This is a genomic window from Bacillus sp. FSL R5-0439, from assembly GCF_038008805.1.
GTDB lineage: Bacteria > Bacillota > Bacilli > Bacillales > Bacillaceae > Bacillus > Bacillus safensis.
Genome location: NZ_JBBOZW010000001.1, coordinates 3,018,037 through 3,037,516 on the forward strand (window position 1 = coordinate 3,018,037; position 19,480 = coordinate 3,037,516).

The window sequence follows — 19,480 nt, forward strand, 5'->3', positions numbered from 1 at the left end:
AAAGATCTCCTTTTTTACGCTGCTTTTGTTTGTTGTTTCAATTCCTCAATATACTTCTTCGATTTCTCTTGATCAAATACTTTTTCCCACTTAGACATGACAATGGCAGCAAGTGAGTTACCAAATACGTTCACTGTTGTACGAACCATGTCAAGAAGTCGGTCGATCCCAACGATGAAGGCAAGTCCTTCAAGCGGCAGTCCCATAGCACCAAGAGTTGTGATGACAACAACGATCGATGCACCTGGTACACCAGCCATTCCTTTAGATGTCAGCATTAAAATTAATAGTAACGTAATTTGCTCATAGATGGAAAGCGGCATGCCGTACATTTGTGCAACAAATATCGCAGCAATGGATTGATAGATGGCACTTCCATCTAGGTTAAAGGTATAGCCTGTTGGAATAACGAACGACGTGATCGCTTTCGGGCAGCCGAACTTCTCCATTTTGTCCATTAATCTAGGCAGTACAGCTTCTGAACTTGCTGTTGAGAATGCAAGAATGATTTCTTCTTTTAATACTCTAAATAGTGTAAAGACGCTTGTTCCAGCCATTTTAGCAATAATGCCAAGTACAACAATGACGAAGAATGCCATTGTACCGTAAACGACAAGTACCAGTTTACCTAGCGGGAGAAGCGCTCCGACCCCGAATTTGATCACCGTCACACTGATGAGCGCGAATACACCAAATGGTGCAAACTTCATCACTTTATTGGTCACCCAGAACATGGCTTCGAGTATACCCTCAAAGAATCCTAATACTGGTTTTCCTTTATCTCCTACTGCGGCAATTCCTAATCCGAATAAGACTGTAAAGAAGATGGTTGGTAATAGATCACCTTCTGCAATAGATTGGAAAACGTTTGTTGGTACAAGATGAACCAACGTTTCAGAGAAAGTCGCTTTTTCAGAAGAAGCCTTAGATGTCTCTTCATATTTAGAGATATCGCCTTTCTCCATGTTGCTCATATCAATTCCTGTACCAGGATGGAAGACGTTTGCTGCAAGCAGTCCAACTGCTAATGCAATCGTTGTCACAATCTCGAAGTAAAGAATTGTTTTTCCGCCGAGTCTTCCGATCGTTTTCATATCGCCTACACCTGCAACTGCTACAATCAATGCAGCAATAACAATTGGAAGAACGATCATTTTAATTAAATGGATGAATATATCGCCAATCGGCGTTAACACATTAATAACGGTTTCATTTTGATAAAACAGCGCTCCCACGACAACACCCAGAACAAGTGCAATGAGTATTTGAGAAGCTAACCCTAACTTTTTCATACGTGAACCCCCTTTTTTTGATAACGCTTTCTTTGTTGCTTAATCGCATCTTAACGACGAACCTACAAAAAACGACAAAAAGGAACAAAAAGAAGTGAATTTTTTATGAAAAATCTTTAAAAAGGTGGGTTTTTCCACAATATTGTTAAAAAAAGACTTCGCTTTTGGCGAAGTCTTAATGATTTTGCATTTGTTCACTTGGTGTATCTTGTTGTGTAGAAAATCTATCGTACATCGCATATCCAATGAGGACAAGAACAACGTAGAACAATGCACTAATCGTCCAAACCCATTTGACATTCATCTTCATTCTGCCACTCCTTCTCTGACTGGCTTCAATCGCTGCAATCTGAGCGCATTCAGCACAACGGACACGGAGCTAAAGGCCATTGCCGCTCCTGCAAGCCATGGCGCAAGGAAACCAAATGCAGCGATCGGTATCCCAATACAGTTATAGGCAAGCGCCCAAAATAAATTTTGCTTAATGTTTCTCATTGTTTTTTGACTAAATTCCAGCGCATCTGCAATCGCATGGAGATCTCCTGTCATGAGCGTAATATCTGCTGCTTCCATGGCAACGTCTGTCCCTGTTCCCACAGCCATCCCAATATTCGCTGTTGCAAGAGCTGGGGCATCATTGATACCGTCTCCGACCATGGCGACTTTTTTTCCTTGTTTCTGAAGCGCTGCAATATGAGCCGCTTTTTCTTCAGGCAGCACTTCAGCAATGACATGATCAATGCCTGCCTGTTTCGCAATCGCCTCTGCTGTTAGTTTATTATCACCTGTCATCATCACAACGTGAATCCCCTGCTCTTTCAGACGAGCGATGGCTTGATGAGAGGATGATTTGATCGTATCTGCGACCGCGACAATGCCAGCGACTTCGCCGTCAATCGCGACAAGCATAGCCGTTTTTCCTTGCTCCTCCAGCGTTGTGACGGATGATTCGACTTGATCATATGGGATATGATGTTTCTGTAATAGCTTACGCGTTCCAATTAAAAGCTTGTGTCCTGCGGCATTTGCTTCAATTCCATGACCTGGATCTGCTTGGAAGGCTTCAACTCCGACTGCTTCAAGACCTTGTTCCTTCATTCCATCTGTGATCGCTCGGGCAAGCGGGTGTTCCGACTGCTGTTCTGCCGATCCTGCTAGTTGCAGCACCGCATCTTCTGTCCAATTCGCGTATGCCAACACATCTGTCAGACTCGGCTCCCCTTTTGTCACAGTTCCTGTTTTATCTAACACCACCGTGTCGAGTGATTGAGTCACTTCTAAATGCTCTCCGCCTTTAAACAGAATGCCTGATTCAGCCGCACGGCCGCTGCCAGCCATAATAGAGGTAGGTGTAGCAAGTCCGAGCGCACATGGACATGCGATAACAATGACGGCTATAAAGGTTTCAAGTGCTGACGTCACATTCCCAGGGTCGACAAAGAAAAACCATATGAGGAATGTGAGCACAGCAATTCCTACAACGATGGGCACAAATATCCCTGATATTTGATCTGCCATTCTTTGAATCGGTGCTTTTGAGCCCTGCGCTTGTTCTACGACTCGGATAATCTGGGAAAGCGCCGTCTCTTTTCCGACTTTTGTCGCTTTTATTTTGATGAATCCATTTTTATTGATCGTTGCTCCGATGACCATATCTCCTGCTGTTTTATCAACAGGCAGGCTTTCTCCTGTAATCATGGACTCATCTATTGCGGTTGTCCCCTCTATGATCTCTCCATCTACCGGCACTTTTTCACCCGGTTTGACAAACACAAGATCATTCACTTTCACGTCAGAAATAGGCACAGTCATCTGTTTGCCATCTCGTTCGATAACCGCTTCTTTCGCTTGTAAGCCCATCAGCTTTTGAATCGCTTCTGATGATCTTCCTTTTGCTCTTGCTTCCATTAATTTTCCGAGCACGATCAATGTAATGAGGACAGCACTTGTTTCATAATAGAGGGCTGCCTCATGTGTGCCTCGAATCGCTGACTCGATGCTTTCATATAAACTATAGAAAAACGCGGCAGATGTCCCAAGTGCGACAAGAACATCCATATTGGCGCTTTTATTTCTTAAAGCCTTATACGCGCCTACATAAAATGGCCAGCCGACAATAAACTGCACAGGCGCTGCTAACGCCAGCTGAACCCATGGATTCATGAACGCTTCAGGCAGCCATATAAAGGATGTGAAAGAAAAATGGCTGACCATTGCCCAAAGAAGCGGCAGTGACAAAATCATTGAGAATAAAAAGCGTGCCGTCTGCTTCTCTATTGCTGCTTGGCGGTGATCTTTTTTTCCTCCCTCTGCTTGATCTACGTCTGGTTCAATTAAAGAATACCCTATAGACTGCACTGCATCTTTTATATCATTTGTAGACGTTTGGCCCGGATGATATGTGACCTGAAGTGTCTCTAGCGCAAAGTTTACAGACCCGTGATCGACACCGTCCATTCGGTTAATTTTTTTCTCGATTCGGTTTGCACAAGCCGCACAAGTCATTCCCTCTATATCAAATTCTGCTTTCTCTATCACCACATCGTAACCAAGAGATTGGACTTTTCGCTTCAAATCATCTGGTGTTAACTGCTCTGATTCGTAGATGATATGGGAAGTTTCAAGCGCCAAATTCACACTGGCATCCTCCACACCTTCCAGCCTGTTCAATCCCTTTTCGATGCGGCCTGCACAGGCAGCACAGGTCATCCCCGTAATTTGAAAGTCAATTTCCTTTTTCATTGATCTCACCTCTCCACATACTCCATGGGGGTATTATATTTTGAAAAAAAGACGTGCTGTCATGCAGCACGTATGTTCATTTATACGACATCATATCCCTGTTCTTCAATCACATCAGAGATACGGTGTAATGTGACTTGATCCGGGTGAAATGAAACCTCCACCTGTCCTTTGTCTAAATGGACTTTCACAGATTCCACACCTGCTAATTCTCCTACATTTCCTTCGACTGCTTTCACGCAATGTCCGCAAGACATGCCCTGCACTTGAAGTGTTGCTTGTTCCACTTCTCATCGCCTCCATCAATCATTTTCTATAACTTACTATACCCTAGTAGGGTATCAATGTAAACATAAATGCTACGATTTTGTCAGTTTCGTAAAGACCGTCATTAACTCTTCAATGGCTTCATCCCCATTGCCGCTCTTGATAGCATCTGCTACGCAATGATGTGTATGCTTTTCCATCAAATGCAGACTGACTTTTTTCAAAGCCGCATTGACTGCGGAAATTTGATTCACAACATCTATACAGTAACGATCGTTTTCAATCATTTGCTGAATCCCGCGAACTTGTCCTTCCACTCGTTTCAAGCGATTGATCAATTGGTCTTTTTCCTTCTCGGCTCTTGGCGAAGCCATATGTCGTTCTTCATGTTCTGTCATGTGTGATCACCTTTTTCTATTATGACTTTTCATTACCTAAATTAAAGCATATCTCCACCGGAAAAGGCAAAGATATGCTGAGCATCGCATATAAAGCTATGTTGGTCCTAATTTGTTAATTGTTCGATATCCTGCAAAAGATTGACGGATTGTTGAAGCTGTTTCATCAATCCCTGCTGATCCTCCAGTATGGAGGCAGCATCGATATCGCCTGCTTCCAATTGCTGTAAATACGTTTGGATTTCCTCTGACAGCACTTTATTTTTTTCAATGATTTGTGCATGCAGGTCTTTTGCCATTTTTGGCGCTGTGACTTCATTAAAATCTTGAATATCTGCCTTCAATGATTCAAGCTGCTGCGTTAATTCTGCTTTTTTGGCGGCATTTTGCACAGCTTCTTCAGCGAGTTTTGGAAAGTCCTCTGTAAATTGCTGAATGTCTGTCACATAGTCATTTGCCTCAGTGACATATGTCGTTGTATCGTTGACCTGATCAAGCAAGCCGGAGCACCCGCTTAATACAAGCGTTCCGGAAAATAGGAAAGCCATCACATATTTTTTCAAGATCGATCATCCTTTCATCTGTAGGATTAAAAGCATCATTTGTTCCGCTTCCCTCTATATCACACAGATGCAAAAAGACCTTAAAAATAGCCAGACCTTTGCCTCATGTGTGATAGGCAAAGGTCTGGCTAACATTGTTCATGCCGGAATGACCGAGAAACAACGAATGTTTCTGTAATGACGACCAGACCGTAAAAGCTACTCCCCTTTTAGGAAACCGTTCAAATGTTATGTTTATCATATCGAATGTCGGGACAACAGTCAATTCGGGAGGTCCTGCTCATGATACAGCACATGGCCCTTACCAGTTGATGCATAAATCCGGTTCCGTCCTTGGCGTTTTGACATATACAAGGCCTGATCCGCTTCAAATAGAAGTGTTTCTAATACACAAGGATCATTGGCTGTATGAGCAATTCCAAAGCTCGCTGTCACTCGCACTTTTTCCTCATCATTCGTAAAGAAACTCGCTTCAAACGAATGTCTTATTTGTTCCGCGATATGACATGCCTCTTTAAATGACTGATGCGGCAGACAAATGGCAAACTCTTCTCCCCCATATCGTCCAAATAAATCATCCATTTGTAAATGCTCCTGACAAATAGAGACAACATGACGCAGTGCTTCATCTCCAATATGATGTCCGTGTGTGTCATTAATTTGTTTAAAGAAATCAATATCAAACAGCATAACCGCCGTATCCTGCGCATCCTCTTCCAAAATCAGCTGCGTTCGTTCGATGAAAGAAGAACGATTGAAAATATTCGTCAAACCATCGATATACGCACGACGCTCCAGCTCTTCCTGCAGCAAACGCTGCTCTGTTACATCACTGATCACTATTTGCCTGCCCTCGATCTCTCCTCTTTTATTAAATAGAGACGAAGCGGTCAGATGATAATAGCAGGACTGGTCTTTTTCCTTTTTCCACATTAGATCATATTGCGAATGATCCTGCGGAGAGCGCAGCCACTGAATGAACGCTGAATCTTTGATGATTCCAGAGAAAATATCGTCGACTTTATAGCCAATTCCCTTTTTATTCGCAAGTGTCGGAATGATCGATGCTGCAGCGGGGTTGTAATCAATGAGTGTCCGATATCGATCTAAAATCAGAACCCCTTCAGACATATGCTCAAACACACGCTCCATTGCAATGGGAGAGATTTTAAAGAGCTGGAACGACATAATCGCCCATAAATAGAGTGCGTTAGTCAGAAACATCACCACAGGGACCGGATCAATATGAAAAGGAGTGACGCCTAATAAATAGATAAAAGAAGTCATAATGGGTAATAACATTCCCACTAACAGTATCAGAATCTGCTTTAAATATTCTTTTTTTGTGACACGTAAAAACCAAACCAGCATAAAAATAGCGAGCATCGAACAGCCAAACGTATAAACGCCATGGATGATATACCAATAGCCAATCGTAAAATCAGCCAATAAAAAACCATCTACTGGATTTATCGTGATGTCTCGATAAAAGAGCGAATGTAAAGAGTTGGTGAACACCAAAATGGTTGTGAGAGTTGGAATCAATAAGATGAGAAGCACGCGGCGCTTTGTGAAATATTGATGGAATCCCGTAAATTGCAGCACAATCAGCAGACTGAGCGGTGCGATAAACGGAAGACCTATGTATTGAAAACAAACCCAGAACATGATTTCTCCAGGGGTACGAGCCAATAATTCAAACGTATGCCCAAAGATATAAATCGCAGTTGCTCCAGACATGTACATAAACAATTGACAGCCAATATACCGATGGCGGTTTGCATGAGCAATGATTGATAATATCACGGACAGAATGCCAGAAACACTCATGATCACAATAAAATGTAAAACAATCGAATCCATGTAAACGCCCCAATTTCAGTCATTTAGAACTAGTCTAATCTTACTATATATGAGGACGTCACAAATGGGAAGATGTGATTTTGAATTGGTTGGAGGTTTTTTGTAAAATTTCAGGCGTTACCTGTTCGTGCCCCCTTATATTTTCACTACTTTTTGCTTAATTTGAGGGAGAAGTATGTTGCGCCCAGAAAAATATATGTACAATGTGGGGATCAATGGAGAGGAGACTCGAAAGGAATATGACTTTTTGGATCATCATGATGGGGCTGTTTATGCTGATTCTTTTGGAAAAACCGTTTGAAAAGAGAAGTTCTGGATTATTATTTTTGATCAGTTACTTGCTGCTGATTGCGATTTATGTGATTCAGACTACATTTGTGGAACTTGTGTCAGATGAATTTTTGATGATGTTTGCGGTGGTTGTCGTTTTTCCTTTGTTTGTTCGGTTGTTGGTGTCTTCTATGAGAAACCGTACATAAGAAAAGAGATGCCAGATGTGGCATCTCTTTTTCTGTTGTGATCCAAGTTCGGTGTATCTCCCTTAAAAAGTTCCAGCATCATTTTTTAAAATCAAGATTTTGATTTGTCCTTTGGTGTATCTTTAGCTTTCTCATCTTCAATTTTACTAACTTCTGTTTTTGCAAGAACCATCTCTTCTAATGCTTTCTTCATTCTAGAATCTATGAAATTCAAATCATCATCAACGACCTTATCTTGCTTTGTAACCTTTATGATATCTTTGAAGATCGGTTCTAATTTGTCATCTGTTTTTACTAAGTAACTATTTACTTTTTTATACGTATCAGGAACTTTGTTTTCGTTTTCTTTGGCTTCGCTAAGTAATTCTCGCAGGCTATCAATTTTCTTCTCAAGTTCACTAGCCCATTCTTTATCATAAACATTATCCATTGGAACTAATGAAAAAAAGAAAGGCATAATTCTATCTTCAAAACGTTTTAAATACCCCTTATACCATGCAGCATATTCTTTATCGGTCATCTTTTCAATTTTTTCTTGTTTTGCCGGCGTTTTATTTGACGATGAACCGTTTGCTGCTTCATTTTTACCGCATGCTGTGCTCATCATCAATGTAAATACTAGAAGAAATACTGAAATCATTGTCCTTTTATTTGTCTTCATGTGTGAATTACTCCTTATCCTTTGAGACTTTTTCTACTTCGTCATCGGCTTTGGCTGTTTGATCGTATGCTTTGTCGAGACTTTTCGAAATGTTATCCAATGATTCAAGATCAAGATTTTCAAGTGCTTTCGGTGTTTCTTCTACGGCATATTGATATCCTTTGTTTGCTTTTAGCAAATACTCATGTGCTTTTTTATAAGCACCAGGAACGTTTTTCTTTTCATTACCCTCATCAATGACTTTTTGTACATCAAAAAGTGACTTCTCGACAGATCCAAGCCATTCATCATTACCTGCATCAATGGCCACCATCTTTTTAGCAAACACGAGCATTGTGTCTTCGATATCACTTCTGTAGTTCTCATACCACTCGGCATATTCTTTTTCTGCTTTTTGGTTGCTGCACGCTGTACCGAATACCATCAGCACAGCAAGCATGATCATCGTTGCGAATAGTGATTTAGTCTTTACTTTGTTCACTAAGATAAACTCCTTCTGCATTCCTGCTGTTATTTTCAAGCTTTAAATTTAATGAAATTGCCACTTGTATATGGTGTAACATTCCTACATTTCATCGGTTAAATAGTAGTTATATTTAGCTATTCATTCAATTTATTAGTAAATAGATCCTCATTTGGCTTTTCTGTTAAAAAATTATAAAAAGCATAAAAAAAAGACGCTATCAATAGCGTCTTCTTGTATTTAATCTCAATTTTCATGTTGCCAGTCCCGCATCAAGAGCTTTCAAACCCTTGATACGACTGCATTCTAAAAGTTTTGATGGAGACGGTGGGAGTCGAACCCACGTCCAGAGACATCGATTACTTAAGCGTCTACGAGCGTAGTCAACATATTTTGTGTTCACTCATCCTCATGCCTGCTGACGGGCGCTTGGAGAGCTAGTCTGATGGATCTCTTCTTACGTCCTCAGACGGAAACGTAAGCGTAGCCTACTTCATTGGGCTCCTCACAGACACATAGGCGATGTCAGGAAGAGCTCGCTGCGCTTATTAGGCAGCTAGTGCTAAGTTTTGGTTAAAACTTTTAGTTTTGCCAGTTACATTTAAGTGCGTGTTAACGAGATCGCCTCTCGGCTCGCAGCCTAAGCTCGAACCATCCCTGTCGAATCCGTAACGTCCCCTTGTAAAAAGGGATATACGGGATGGAAGTTCAGCTTCACTGCTTCCGTATATAACTATTATAACAATCTCACTGTTCGAAACAACTGGTGGTTTCTGTCAAAACAGCGTTGATTGTTTACTGCATAACATATTGTAGCATAATGCTTCCGCTCTCAGCAAGCCATCTGCATCAGGCTAGAATTGCTTTTGACGATCGCGGAAGGCACGTTCGATTTCACGTTTTGCATCTTTTTTCTTCAGATCTTCACGTTTATCGTATTTCTTCTTCCCTTTCCCAATTCCAATCAGCACTTTTGCAAAGCCATTTTTCAAATATAGTTTCAGAGGCACAAGTGAGTAGCCTTCTTCCTTTGTCGCACCAATCAATTTGCTGATTTGCTTGCGATGAAGCAGCAGCTTTCTCGTTCTCAGCGGATCATGGTTATAACGGTTCCCCTGTTCGTATGGGCTCACGTGCATATTGTGAAGAAACACTTCTCCTCGCTCGATTTTGGCAAAGGAATCTTTTAAATTCACTTTTCCAGCACGAATCGATTTGATTTCAGTTCCTTGTAATACAAGGCCGGCTTCGTAAGTTTCTTCTATAAAGTAATCATGATTTGCTTTTTTGTTTTGGGAAACAACCTTTCCCTCTCCCTTTGGCATTGGCGTACACCCTCCTTTTGACACAGACACGGTCCAAATCGTACGGATTATTTTATCAAACAATCCACCTTTCGACAATGCTGACGCCATGTGGTCAAAAAGCAAATAGAGCGTGATGCCCTATTTGCTTTTTGGCACGTTACTTTTTCTTTTTCCGTTTTTGTTTCGGTGCGTTTTCAAATACACGTTTTTTCTTTTTCTTCTTCTTACGGCTTGTGAACCAGTCACTTCCGCTTTTATCCTCTTTGCCTTTTTCCCCAGAGGCTTTTTGACCTCCACGCCCTTTTTTCGCTGGTGGATCTGTCCGTTTTTTGAACTTGAAATCTTTTGGTGATTTACGGCGAGTGCCCTTCATACCGACGATTTCAAAATCAATCGAGTGCTCATCTTTATTGACATTCACGACTTTGACAGTGATTTCATCACCGATACGGTAGACATTTCCTGTCCGTTCACCGATCATGGCAAAGTGCTGCTCATCAAAGCGATAATAGTCGTCAGTCATGTAGCTGACATGGACAAGACCTTCTATCGTATTTGGCAGTTCAACGAATAGTCCGAAGTTCGTCACGGAACTAATCATGCCATCAAACTCTTCACCGATTTTATCTAGCATAAACTCTGCCTTCTTCAGATCATCTGTTTCACGCTCTGCATCGACTGAGCGGCGCTCCATCGTAGATGCATGATCTGCGATTTCAGGCAGCAGCTGGCCCCACTTTTCTAAGGTCGCTTCATCTGTCTTTTTCTGAATCAAATAGGTTCTAATCAGTCTATGCACGATTAAATCCGGGTAACGTCGGATCGGTGATGTGAAATGTGTATAGAATTCCGTTGATAATCCAAAATGGCCAATGCTTTCTGGATCATACTTCGCCTGTTTCATAGAGCGAAGCATCACAGTTTGAATGACGACTTCTTCTGGTTGATCCCTGACAGCATCGAGGACACTTTGAAGTGCGCGCGGGTGAATATTCGTTGACGTTCCTTTTACAATGTAACCAAACGTCGTCACGAACTCTAAAAAGCGCTGAAGTTTCTCAGGATTTGGTTCTTCGTGAATTCGGTAAATGAACGGAACATTCATCCAGTGGAAATGCTCTGCAACCGTTTCGTTTGCAACAAGCATGAATTCTTCAATTAATTTCTCTGCAACGGAACGCTCACGAATGACAACGTCTTTTGCTGCTCCTTCATCATCTACAAGTACTTTTGCTTCCTTGAAATCAAAGTCTACAGCTCCGCGCTCCATTCGTTTGTCACGTAGAATCTCTGCAAGCTTCTCCATCTCTTGGAACATCGGAACAAGCGGCTCATATTTGTTTAGAAGTTCTTCATCTTGGTCGACTAAAATCTTATTTACATCGGAATAGGTCATTCTCTCTGTCGTTTTGATCACACTTTGGAAAATCTCGTGTTTGACGACTTTTCCGTTTCGATCAATGACCATTTCACAAGACAAGGTGAGACGATCGACCTTGGGATTCAATGAACAAATACCGTTAGACAAACGATGCGGAATCATCGGAATGACGCGGTCGACGAGATACACACTCGTTCCACGTTCATAAGCTTCCTGATCAATCGGGGAATTCTCTGTAACATAATGAGAAACGTCTGCAATGTGAACGCCAAGCTTATATTTGCCATCCTCCAGCTTTTGCACAGTTACGGCATCATCTAAGTCCTTCGCATCTGCACCGTCAATCGTCACAATCGTTTCATTGCGCAAGTCGCGTCTGCCTTCAAGGTCCTTTTCATCAATCGTTTCCGGTGTGTCCGCTGCCTGCTGAAGCGCTTCTTCTGGGAACTCACCTGGCAGACCGTGCTTATGAATGATCGACAAAATATCAATGCCAGGGTCATTTTTATGACCAAGGATTTCAGTCACTTCACCCTCTGCACTCATTCTTCCTTCAGGGTAGCTTGTCAGCGTCACAACGACTTTATGACCTTCGACCGCTCCATTTTTAGCGGATTTCGGAATGAAGATATCGTTTGTGATTTTTTTATCATCAGGAATAACAAAGCCAAAGCTTTTCGTTTCAGTATAGGTACCGACAACCGTCTGAGTATTGCGCTCCAGAATGCGGATGACAGTTCCTTCTTTTTTCGTGCCGTTTGATTTGTGGCTGACACGAACCATGACGGTATCGCCATTCATCGCTGTGCCTAACTCATTTGGCGGAATGAAAATATCATCCTGTCCAAACTCTTCTGGCGTTACAAATGCAAATCCTTTTGCATGAGCAGACAGCTTTCCTTTTACTAAATTCATTTTTTCTGGTACACCGTAACGGTCGCTGCGCGTGCGAACGATGAGTCCTTGATCTTCCAGCGTCACAAGTGCTTTGACGAGCTCTTTATAATCATCAGGATTGGTAATCTCCATCATGACTTCCAGCTCTTGAACTGTTAACGGTTTATACGCTTCTTCTTTCATAAAAGCGAGTAATTCATCCATAAATTCTTCTTTTTGCACACTCTAACCCCCTATATATTTAAATTGACCAATCAAGCGATTCTAAGAATGCATAGACATCCTGATGAACCTTCTCCCGCTCTTTATCAAGCGTGATGACATGGCCTGATTCTTCATACCATTTCAGATGCTTATCATCTGTCTCTACTTCGTTATAAATGATATTCGCACTGTCTGTATTAATCATATGATCGTGACGTGCCTGCACAACAAAAGTAGGTGAATAGATCATGTCGACATTGTTTCTGACATCTGCAATCAGTTCTTGCAGGCTCTTGAGAGTATCCATTGGTGTCTTCTTGAACGCTTCCATTTCTTGTTCAATTTGATTCTCTGACTTACCCTCAAATTTCTTATAGTTACGGGCATAATCTAGTACACCCTGGTACATGACTTCTTCACTTTTTATGTACATAGGTGCACACATAGGTACAATTCCCTTTACAGGTACAGTGTAACCTAATTTCAATGAAAAAACTCCTCCGAGGGATAGTCCGCAAACCGCAATCTCTTCATAGCCCTCATCTTTTAAGAATTGATAGCCTTCTTCTACATCTTTCCACCAGTCAGCCGGGCCTGTATGGACAAGCTCTTCTGGCGGCACACCGTGACCTTTATATTGAGGTGCATGACATGTATATCCTCTTTCGTTCAAATAACGGCCAAGCATTCGAACATCGGCTGTATTCCCAGTAAAACCGTGAAGAAGAAGCACCGCCTTTTCTCCACCTTTAAACGTAAATGGTTTTGGTGTAACAACTTTCATGATGATGTGACTTCCTTTCCTTCTGATATGGTTTATATTTTCCACTTGTATGTATGAAACAAACACAAAAGAGTGCTGATAATAAAAAAAGGTCTGAAAAAAGATCAGACCTTCTGTTACTCGCGCTTTACACGCCTAAATATGCCAATGCAAGTGTTAAGATGAAGAAAAGCACTGACAAAATAACCGTTAATCGGTGAAGAATCAAGTCAAGGCCTCTCGCTTTTTGTTTACCGAAAAGCTGCTCGGCTCCACCTGAAATAGCGCCTGACAGTCCAGCACTTTTACTTGATTGTAGTAATACAACGATGATAAGTGCGATACTGACAATTACGAGTAATGTGATAACAAATGCGTGCATGAAAACACCTCCAGACAAACTGGTACACATAACTTTATTTTACATGAAAACAAGGTGCATGTCACGAAACATCAAAATAAAGATTTCCTATATATTGTCGACTTGATTCGTTATTTTGATACAATTTCGTTCCAAAGTGCTGGCTGCAGCATTTTTATATGCAATTTTTCGGTTGAAAACTCATTTTTAATGAGTTGCTTCTTCCTTCAATAGCTGTTTTAATTCTTCTAACAAACGTTCAGCTCCTTCAGGACTCAGCATCACGCTTCCATTTCCATAGCTTTTGTTGTACTTCGTCACTTGTCCCGTTAGCAGGCAGCTCTTATCTGCATCATATTTTTTCAGCATAATGGTTTGATCTTCAATGAAAATTTCTAACAGCTGCTCTTCTTTAATATTGAGTACCTTGCGCATTTCTGAGGGCAGAACAATTCTGCCGAGAGAATCAATTTGTCTGACCATCCCAGTCCTTTTCAATGACATTTCCTCCTTGGTGATGATATGAATTATTGACTTTTGTCAACATTTTCATAGTAAAATAGATCTTCAAATTTTTTATCAAAGTAATGAATCATTTTGCCAATGACAAGCTGTCCTGGTTTTCGGTGACCATTTAATACCCTGCTAAGAGTGGCAGGAGAGATGCCAATTTCATCAGCGAGCTGATTTAAAGACATATCGTTCTCGATCATATACTGCATGACAAAAGCCCGCCTGATCTGAATCTTTTCGACCATCATTACAACCTCCTATGGAATCAATATGTACAACATGTAAGGCTCTCACATCAAGCAGATTCATTAACTTATGTCAACACTTTTGCCCCTCTGCTATTTCCTTTGGTCAATGATCATACTAAAATAAGTCATATACTGAAATGTGAGGTTCGATGTCATGAATCACTTTGGTGAACAATTACGCATTTTAAGAGAAAATAGAAAAATGTCGGTCAATCAACTTGCCATGTATTCAGGTGTAAGCGCTGCTGGTATTTCTCGTATTGAAAATGGAAAGCGCGGTGTGCCAAAGCCTTTAACCATAAAAAAATTAGCACACGCCTTGAAGGTGCCTTATGAGGATTTAATGCTGCTTGCCGGTCATATTGAACAGGAACAAGTTCATGAAATGAAACCGAAATATGAGTCCATGTTAAAAATCTATCAAACGGCGCTTCAAAAGGATGTAGAACATCTTCCCATTTTTGACGGGGACAAATGGGAAAGGCTCTCCGCACAAGACATCAGCCAGCTGAATGAATACTTTCTCACGCTCATCAACCAAAAAAAGGCGAACAAATAGCGGGGCATAAACCTAATGTACATCCACCATTAACTAATGTCAATATTTTCATGGTATACTTATTGCCAATAGTCAACAAATCAAGTAGAATAGACATATCGAATCTATAACCATGTGAGGTTTTGCGTTGATGAACTTTGGTGCATATTTAAGAGCATTACGTGAAGAAAAGAAGCTTTCAGTGAACCAATTAGCGATGTATTCTGAGGTCAGCGCTGCCGGTATTTCTCGTATTGAAAACGGGAAACGCGGCATTCCGAAACCTCCTACGATTAAAAAGCTAGCTGGTGCGTTAAAGGTACCTTATGAAGACATGATGCAGGCTGCGGGCTATATTGAGGAAGTCTCTCCTGTCCATCAGATCAAGGAAGAGGATCTGGCTTTATCCAAAATAAAGGAAGCCTCAGCGAAATATGAACTTGATGATCTCGAAATATTTGATGGTGACATATGGTCGACCCTTTCGAAAAAAGAAATAGAGGACCTCAACCGCTATTTGTTATTTATGTTAAACAGCCGGTCGTCCTCATAAATGTTTTCATCATTGACAAGCTTTTTGCGCCGATTTATGACAGATGTACGGTATAATGGGTTCAGATTGGAGTGAAGGAAGATGAATCAATCTGACATGTGCCCGCGGTTTGAAAAAGCAGTTGAGTTATTGAGCAAACGCTGGGTGGCACTGATTGTTTTTCAGCTTCTCTCAGGTCAGCAGCGCTTTAGTGAAATTGAGGCGGCTCTGACAAATTTAAGCGGAAGAGTATTATCTGAGAGATTAAAAGAGCTGGAGGCAGCAGGTATTGTAAAACGGGAGGTTTTTGCTGAAACACCCGTGCGCATAGAGTATTCTTTAACAGATATGGGGCGTTCACTTGCACCCGTTTTTGAAGAAATTGCGAAGTGGTCCTCTGAATGGATCACGCTTGAATCATAAAATACATGCATGTGAACTGCCTGATCATCATAAAACAACCTCCCTTACAGATGTAAGGGAGGTTTTGTCTTTTCAACCGCTTAAGCAGATGTGATGTTTTTTTCAGCTAACGCTTTTCTTTCTTTTTTCTTGTTTGTCGGGCTTAAATAGCGTTCGAGCCAGCCCATGACAAGGTCAGCAATGATAGCCATGAGTGCCGTTGGGATCGCACCTGCTAAAATGATAGCTGTTCCGTTTGTGGCGTTTGATCCCCTGATGATGATATCACCAAGACCTCCCGCGCCCACAAATGTTCCAATCGCTGTAATACCGATGGCGATGACCAGTGCGGTTCTTAAACCTGCCATAATGACTGATAAAGCAAGCGGTAATTCAACCATTCTCAGCACTTGCCATTTCGTCATGCCCATCGCTTTACCTGATTCTAAATAGGCATGTTCAATGCTGACGATGCCTGTATACGTGTTTCGGATGATCGGCAGAAGCGAATATAAAAAGAGTGATAGGATGACTGTATTTGCGCCAAGACCTAATACAAGCATCAACACAGAAAGCATCGCTAATGCCGGTATCGTTTGAATGACGTTGGTAATGGCGAAGACCCAATTGCTCAGCTTGCGGTAATGCGCCACAAAGATGCCTACTGGAATCCCGACAATCGCCGCAAACAACACCCCGTACGCCGACATGAGAAAATGCCGATAAAATTCTTCTAACACATATGAACCGTTCTGCTGATAATACGTCCATAATTGCTGCAGTGTGTCCATCAGCCGTGACACCTCCCCATCTTACTCAAAGTAATTGTGTTTTTTCAGGAAATTCTTTGCAACGGTTGCTGGTTCTTGAAGCTCGCCGTCGACTTGGTAGTTCAGCTCTTGCATTTGTTCTGTATCGATTTTTCCGATCAGCCTGTTGATCACCTTATTAAGTCCTGGATTTTCTTTTAAGACTTTCTCCGGGACTACTGGCGATGCATCATATGGCGGGAAGAACCGTTTATCATCTTTTAAGATTTTGAGGTTATAGGCCTTGATTCGTCCATCTGTTGAATAGGCAAGCACAATATCCATTTTTTCATTTTTTAATGCATCATAGACTAAACCAATTTGCATCGGAAATGTGCTGCCAAATTTAATTCCGTATGTTTTCACAAACCCTTCATAGCCGTCGCCTTTCTTTTTGAGCCATACGTTATCGACACCAAAACGGTAATTGTTCGCATTCTTTTTCAAATCAGAAACCGTTTCTAACTTGTTTTCCTTCGCCATCTTCTGCGTCACGGCAAAGGCATACGTATTATCAAATCCATAAGAATCAAACCATTTGTAATCATATCGTTTCTTAAATTCTTTTTGGACGATCTCCATCGCACGCTCCGGGTCTTTTTCTGCATCCATTCCAAGCGTACTTGTTAAATCCGTGCCTGAATATCTTGTGGCAGAGATGTCAACGTCTCCGTTTTCCATTGCTTTCTGCTGCACAGTGTTGGAACCTAGGTTTTTCACAATGGTTGTCTTTTTATCTGTGTAATGTTCGATCATATCGCCAACCATATAGGCCATAATTTCTGATTCGGTAAAGTTTTGTGCTCCGATTCGCAGCGTGCCCCCTGAGGAGCCGGCTAGTCCAGGAAGTGAACAGCCGCTTATCAATAGCAAGCATCCGGCAAGCAGTGCACTGATCCATTTTGTTTTTCGATTCTTCACATAAGCCAACTCCTTATGAAACTTCCTTCAATCCTTTTAAGCCTTCTGGTGTTACTTTTTTCTCCAGCTTCATTAATGATAGGTCGATGATGACTGCTAAAATCGTGACTGGGATCGCACCTGCAATAATAAATTCCGGCTGATACAGCTGAAGTCCAATCAAAATGTAGTCACCTAGACCGCCTCCACCGATAAAGGCTGCAAGTGTTGTCCAGCCAATCAAATAAATCGTTGACGTTCTGACACCTGCCATAATGACCGGTACAGCAAGCGGGAGTTCAACAAGACGAATTTGTTCCCATGTTGTCATCCCGATTCCTTTACCGGATTCAAGCAAGTTTTTGTTCACACCTTGGACCCCGGCATACGTATTTCTTAAAATAGGTAAAACCGAATAGAAAAAGAGAGCAACGATTGCAGGTATTTTCCCAACCCCCAAAATAGGAATAAAAAAGGCAAGAATCGCTAAACTAGGGAGTGTTTGAAAGATATTCACGATACCGATGATAAAACCTGCGCCTCGTTTCATTCGTGTGAGAACCACACCTAAAGGAACGGCAACGATAATACCAAGCACAACAGCAATTAAGGAAATATATAAATGCTCCCACATTTTTGTAAGGAGTTCCCCACCATTTTTCTCTAGAAAGTCGATGATTTGATCCATGTGTACACCTCCCTTAATTCATTTCAGTGACAGCCGCCGGCGTATCGTCTCCCCAAATGGAGTCGTACACAACATCTACAAGACTTGCACGTGTCACAATGCCTTTTAAGTGCCCTTCTGCATCCACAACCGGTACATATTTAATGCCGCGTATTAAGATTTTCCGGACAGTGTCTCTTAGAAGTGCGCCTTCTTGTACGGTATAGAACTCTGTATTTAAAATATCACCAACGAAAGCTGCTTTTCTGCGGTTCGCATCGATTGTTTCAATATCGATATAGCCTTTTAGCACATGATGTTCATCTACTACAAGCAAGGAATCGACCCGCTTTTCTCTCATGATGTAGATGGCATCTGTTAATGTTTTTTCAACTGTAATGGTAACTGGTGACGTGTTCATCATTTGTTCTACACGTTCCATGTTCGGGTTCGATTGAAGCAGTCGTTCTTTGCCGATGAATTCTTCTACGAATTCATTGGCAGGGTTCCGCAGAATATCGTCAGGCGTACCTACTTGGACAATCTCTCCATCTTTTAAAATCACAATTCGATCAGCTAGTTTAATGGCTTCGTCCATGTCATGTGTGACGAATACGATGGTTTTATTTAACGTTTTTTGCAGTTTCTTAAATTCTTCCTGCAATGAATCTCGTGTGATTGGATCAAGTGCGCCAAACGGTTCATCCATGAGGATCAGGGGGGGTTCCGCTGCTAGTGCGCGAAGAACACCGATGCGCTGCTGCTGTCCTCCGCTGAGTTCATGAGGGTAGCGCTCTAAATATTCTGGTCCCATGTCGACAAGCTTCAGCAGTTCACGTGCCCGTTCTTTTCGTTTTTCTTCCGGCCATTTTAACAGCTTTGGAACAAGTGAAATGTTTTGTGCGATGGTCATATGGGGGAACAGTCCAATTTGCTGAATCACATAGCCAATTTCTCTTCTTAATTGAACTGGATCTTTTTTCATAATATTTTCTCCCTCGATGAAGATGTTTCCTGAGGAAGGTTCGATGAGTCGGTTGATCATCTTCATGGTTGTTGTCTTACCACAGCCACTCGGTCCAATAAAACAAATAAATTCTCCTTTTGCTATTTCTAAATCAATATTTTTGACAGCCTTTTTTCCGCCTTTATACGTCTTAGATACATTCTCTAGTTTCAGCAAATGAGACACCTCCAATTAGTCGGATCAATATTTTCAGAAAATTTACA

General features: G+C 41.6%; 23 protein-coding genes and 1 other RNA gene. 4 read left to right on the forward strand and 20 right to left on the reverse strand.

The features are described 5' to 3' along the window. Positions 1 to 14: 14 nt before the first annotated feature. The 7 genes from NST59_RS15630 to NST59_RS15660 all read right to left on the reverse strand — a co-directional run bounded on the left by NST59_RS15630 (position 15) and on the right by NST59_RS15660 (position 7,125). On the reverse strand, positions 15 to 1,292 hold the full coding sequence (locus tag NST59_RS15630) for a cation:dicarboxylate symporter family transporter (RefSeq protein ID WP_039181428.1): 1,278 nt from the start codon (positions 1,290 to 1,292) through the stop codon (positions 15 to 17). Between the two features lie 175 nt (positions 1,293 to 1,467). Continuing rightward, positions 1,468 to 1,602 carry a hypothetical protein gene (locus NST59_RS15635; RefSeq protein WP_257218418.1) on the reverse strand — a complete coding sequence of 45 codons (135 nt, stop codon included), beginning with the start codon at positions 1,600 to 1,602 and terminating at the stop codon, positions 1,468 to 1,470. Further along, positions 1,599 to 4,034 carry a heavy metal translocating P-type ATPase gene (locus tag NST59_RS15640; protein WP_059377605.1) on the reverse strand — a complete coding sequence of 812 codons (2,436 nt, stop codon included), beginning with the start codon at positions 4,032 to 4,034 and terminating at the stop codon, positions 1,599 to 1,601. The genes NST59_RS15635 and NST59_RS15640 overlap by 4 nt, the downstream gene beginning before the upstream one ends. Before the next feature lie 80 nt (positions 4,035 to 4,114). Further along, positions 4,115 to 4,321 carry a copper chaperone CopZ gene (gene copZ, locus NST59_RS15645; RefSeq protein ID WP_024423475.1) on the reverse strand — a complete coding sequence of 69 codons (207 nt, stop codon included), beginning with the start codon at positions 4,319 to 4,321 and terminating at the stop codon, positions 4,115 to 4,117. A 72-nt stretch (positions 4,322 to 4,393) separates the two neighbouring features. Continuing rightward, positions 4,394 to 4,699, reverse strand: coding sequence for a metal-sensing transcriptional repressor (locus NST59_RS15650; RefSeq protein WP_012011272.1), 306 nt, complete (start codon positions 4,697 to 4,699; stop codon positions 4,394 to 4,396). A gap of 107 nt (positions 4,700 to 4,806) precedes the next feature. After that, on the reverse strand, positions 4,807 to 5,262 hold the full coding sequence (locus tag NST59_RS15655; protein ID WP_099663690.1) for a DUF6376 family protein: 456 nt from the start codon (positions 5,260 to 5,262) through the stop codon (positions 4,807 to 4,809). 261 nt (positions 5,263 to 5,523) lie between these two features. Beyond that, complete coding sequence (locus tag NST59_RS15660; protein ID WP_039181438.1) at positions 5,524 to 7,125, reverse strand: histidine kinase N-terminal 7TM domain-containing diguanylate cyclase; 1,602 nt, start codon at positions 7,123 to 7,125, stop codon at positions 5,524 to 5,526. A gap of 239 nt (positions 7,126 to 7,364) precedes the next feature. Between NST59_RS15660 and NST59_RS15665 the strand changes: the two genes are divergently transcribed. After that, the gene (locus NST59_RS15665; RefSeq protein WP_106025611.1) at positions 7,365 to 7,604 is read left to right on the forward strand and encodes a hypothetical protein; all 240 of its coding nucleotides are present in this window, start codon (positions 7,365 to 7,367) and stop codon (positions 7,602 to 7,604) included. Positions 7,605 to 7,695: 91 nt separating this feature from the next. Here NST59_RS15665 and NST59_RS15670 read toward each other — a convergent pair whose 3' ends face one another. The 9 genes from NST59_RS15670 to NST59_RS15710 all read right to left on the reverse strand — a co-directional run bounded on the left by NST59_RS15670 (position 7,696) and on the right by NST59_RS15710 (position 14,402). Further along, the gene (locus NST59_RS15670; protein WP_341040815.1) at positions 7,696 to 8,265 is read right to left on the reverse strand and encodes a hypothetical protein; all 570 of its coding nucleotides are present in this window, start codon (positions 8,263 to 8,265) and stop codon (positions 7,696 to 7,698) included. A 7-nt stretch (positions 8,266 to 8,272) separates the two neighbouring features. Beyond that, the gene (locus tag NST59_RS15675; RefSeq protein WP_039181448.1) at positions 8,273 to 8,746 is read right to left on the reverse strand and encodes a hypothetical protein; all 474 of its coding nucleotides are present in this window, start codon (positions 8,744 to 8,746) and stop codon (positions 8,273 to 8,275) included. A gap of 298 nt (positions 8,747 to 9,044) precedes the next feature. Further along, positions 9,045 to 9,407, reverse strand: a transfer-messenger RNA (tmRNA) gene (gene ssrA, locus NST59_RS15680). A 175-nt stretch (positions 9,408 to 9,582) separates the two neighbouring features. Then, positions 9,583 to 10,053 (reverse strand): SsrA-binding protein SmpB, encoded by a 471-nt coding sequence (gene smpB / locus NST59_RS15685; RefSeq protein ID WP_012011279.1) that lies wholly within the window; start codon positions 10,051 to 10,053, stop codon positions 9,583 to 9,585. Positions 10,054 to 10,192: 139 nt separating this feature from the next. Beyond that, positions 10,193 to 12,535: a ribonuclease R gene (gene rnr, locus NST59_RS15690; RefSeq protein WP_268464310.1), complete on the reverse strand. Its 2,343-nt coding sequence runs from the start codon at positions 12,533 to 12,535 to the stop codon at positions 10,193 to 10,195. A 19-nt stretch (positions 12,536 to 12,554) separates the two neighbouring features. Next, positions 12,555 to 13,301 carry an alpha/beta hydrolase gene (locus NST59_RS15695; RefSeq protein WP_151284825.1) on the reverse strand — a complete coding sequence of 249 codons (747 nt, stop codon included), beginning with the start codon at positions 13,299 to 13,301 and terminating at the stop codon, positions 12,555 to 12,557. A 127-nt stretch (positions 13,302 to 13,428) separates the two neighbouring features. Further along, complete coding sequence (secG, locus tag NST59_RS15700; protein ID WP_003212746.1) at positions 13,429 to 13,662, reverse strand: preprotein translocase subunit SecG; 234 nt, start codon at positions 13,660 to 13,662, stop codon at positions 13,429 to 13,431. A 186-nt stretch (positions 13,663 to 13,848) separates the two neighbouring features. Then, positions 13,849 to 14,139, reverse strand: coding sequence for an AbrB/MazE/SpoVT family DNA-binding domain-containing protein (locus NST59_RS15705; RefSeq protein ID WP_047202977.1), 291 nt, complete (start codon positions 14,137 to 14,139; stop codon positions 13,849 to 13,851). A gap of 29 nt (positions 14,140 to 14,168) precedes the next feature. Further along, a complete protein-coding gene (locus NST59_RS15710) occupies positions 14,169 to 14,402 on the reverse strand; it encodes a helix-turn-helix domain-containing protein (RefSeq protein WP_024719830.1) in 234 nt (77 codons plus the stop codon). A gap of 154 nt (positions 14,403 to 14,556) precedes the next feature. On the opposite strand from NST59_RS15710, the gene NST59_RS15715 reads away from it, so the two are divergent. The 3 genes from NST59_RS15715 (at position 14,557) to NST59_RS15725 (ending at position 15,895) form a co-directional block, all read left to right on the forward strand. Continuing rightward, positions 14,557 to 14,961 (forward strand): helix-turn-helix domain-containing protein, encoded by a 405-nt coding sequence (locus NST59_RS15715; RefSeq protein ID WP_034660010.1) that lies wholly within the window; start codon positions 14,557 to 14,559, stop codon positions 14,959 to 14,961. Positions 14,962 to 15,091: 130 nt separating this feature from the next. Then, positions 15,092 to 15,493, forward strand: a complete 402-nt coding sequence (locus tag NST59_RS15720) for a helix-turn-helix domain-containing protein (RefSeq protein ID WP_126682592.1) — start codon at positions 15,092 to 15,094, stop codon at positions 15,491 to 15,493. An 81-nt stretch (positions 15,494 to 15,574) separates the two neighbouring features. Then, positions 15,575 to 15,895, forward strand: coding sequence for a winged helix-turn-helix transcriptional regulator (locus NST59_RS15725; RefSeq protein ID WP_024423485.1), 321 nt, complete (start codon positions 15,575 to 15,577; stop codon positions 15,893 to 15,895). Positions 15,896 to 15,975: 80 nt separating this feature from the next. Here the strand turns inward: NST59_RS15725 and NST59_RS15730 are convergent, their stop codons facing one another. From NST59_RS15730 to NST59_RS15745, 4 genes are read right to left on the reverse strand one after another with little or no spacing between them, the layout of a single operon-like run. Continuing rightward, positions 15,976 to 16,665 carry an ABC transporter permease gene (locus NST59_RS15730; RefSeq protein WP_034280931.1) on the reverse strand — a complete coding sequence of 230 codons (690 nt, stop codon included), beginning with the start codon at positions 16,663 to 16,665 and terminating at the stop codon, positions 15,976 to 15,978. A gap of 21 nt (positions 16,666 to 16,686) precedes the next feature. After that, positions 16,687 to 17,604 (reverse strand): osmoprotectant ABC transporter substrate-binding protein, encoded by a 918-nt coding sequence (locus NST59_RS15735; RefSeq protein WP_047202978.1) that lies wholly within the window; start codon positions 17,602 to 17,604, stop codon positions 16,687 to 16,689. Positions 17,605 to 17,617: 13 nt separating this feature from the next. After that, on the reverse strand, positions 17,618 to 18,271 hold the full coding sequence (locus tag NST59_RS15740) for an ABC transporter permease (RefSeq protein WP_025094045.1): 654 nt from the start codon (positions 18,269 to 18,271) through the stop codon (positions 17,618 to 17,620). A 13-nt stretch (positions 18,272 to 18,284) separates the two neighbouring features. Beyond that, entirely contained in the window at positions 18,285 to 19,433 is a 1,149-nt protein-coding gene (locus NST59_RS15745; RefSeq protein WP_039181485.1) for a betaine/proline/choline family ABC transporter ATP-binding protein, read from the reverse strand. Positions 19,434 to 19,480: the final 47 nt, after the last annotated feature.